This is a genomic window from Acinetobacter sp. P1(2025) (genome assembly GCF_051390655.1).
Lineage (GTDB): Bacteria > Pseudomonadota > Gammaproteobacteria > Pseudomonadales > Moraxellaceae > Acinetobacter > Acinetobacter junii.
In genome coordinates, this window is sequence record NZ_JBPKBJ010000090.1 from 10723 (window position 1) to 12455 (window position 1733).

Genomic DNA, 1733 nt, shown 5'->3' on the forward strand with positions numbered 1-1733 from the left:
CACTGTATCTTTAATCGTATTAACGATTGAACCAATGATTGAACCTTCACCAAAGATACCACTCACTGTGTCTTTAATCGTATTAACGATTGAACCAATGATTGAACCTTCACCAAAGATACCACTCACTGTGTCTTTAATCGTATTAACGATTGAGCCAATGATTGAACCTTCACCAAAGATACCACTCACTGTGTCTTTAATCGTATTAACGATTGAACCAATGATTGAACCTTCACCGAAGAGCACATCTTTGATTGTTCCTACAAATGATCCAATAACACCATCACCACTAAATAGGTTACCAATGAAGTCTGTTGCATCTTTAATAAAATCTCCAAGACCAAGACCACCTTTTAATAGTGCCTCAATTGATTCTGGGATAAATTTTACAAAATCCACAAATCCAGAAATAAAACCACCAACAACAGATTTTCCAGCACTAAACAAATCTAACGGGAAACGCAATAAATCAATGAATGAAATATTCATCAAATCATTAAATGCATCACTTAAAAATGCTTTTGTTTCACCAAAATATGTTTTCCATGTATTAAACACATTAGAAATAGTACCTGTAAACGCTCCCCACATATCAGTAGCGAAGTTTTTCACTGTTGAAACAAATGTTCCAATATGATCAAAATCCAATAATTCTTTAAGTGCTTTCAGTGGATTACTAATCAACAAAGCTGGAAACTTTATAACATCAACAATAAAATCAAATCCCTGTGCGAGCATGCTTGAGCCAAATTTAACAGTAAGACTGATTTTTTGACCAATACCCTCTAAGAGTTCAAAACCACCTTTAAAGAAAGTTTTAATTCCACCTACAACTGTGTCAAAACCACCTTTTATTGCTTTACCAATTAAATCAAAGACATCTCCAATCACTTTAAAACTTGGAAGTTCTTTAATTTGATTAATAATATCTTTCCAATGATTAATTTGACCGTCAACAAAGTCTTTGATCACATCCCATAATGAAGGTTGTTCTGTAGGATCAGTTGGGTCTGTAGGATCAGTTGGGTCTGTAGGATCAGTTGGGTCTGTAGGATCAGTTGGGTCTGTAGGATCAGTTGGGTCTGTAGGATTAGGACTTGAATCATGATGACTACTGCTCTTATTCTCAGCAAGAGCAGCACCAACACCAACAGCAGCAGCCACGCCTAATACAGGCAACACCCATCCAGGCATATTACTATCTGACTCTGTGCCAGTAACCACCTGATCAATTGAGTCAATTGGTGTAAATGCCAAACCAGTGAAAGCACCTTCTGGCACATTAGCTAAGGAGAGCTTTCCTGTTTCAGCATCTTCAACAACAAGTTTCACCTTATTATCAAAGTAATCTTTAATAATAATTTTGTTTTCCAGACCAGTACCTTCGGCATAAAGAACCAAATCATTACCAATTTGTTCTGAGCCATTTATTAAATTTTGATTTAATCTAAGTTGCAAAATTTCATTCGGTGATGTCTTAATTTCCGAGGGTGTCGTGAAAGATGCTTTTGTACCTGTTATCTTTCCAGTGCTCGCATCATAAACTGTTACTTCTGCATTCGCCATATCAATTACCATTATTGTGATGTTGTCAAATTTATGTTGTATTTATGAAAAATACAGTTTTATGATTTTGCGCTGATCAAAAAAACATACTTAACGTTATCTATTTACTGTTAACCTGCAACAGCATTGTTAAATACAACCTCACAATATACTAATTATCAAGT

At 35.2% G+C, this 1733-nt stretch carries 1 protein-coding gene; it reads right to left on the minus strand.

From position 1 onward, the window contains the following. The coding region (locus ACSC97_RS16110; protein ID WP_436661945.1) for a phage tail protein at positions 1-1569 on the minus strand (1569 nt) is incomplete at its 3' end. Positions 1570-1733 lie beyond the last annotated feature (164 nt).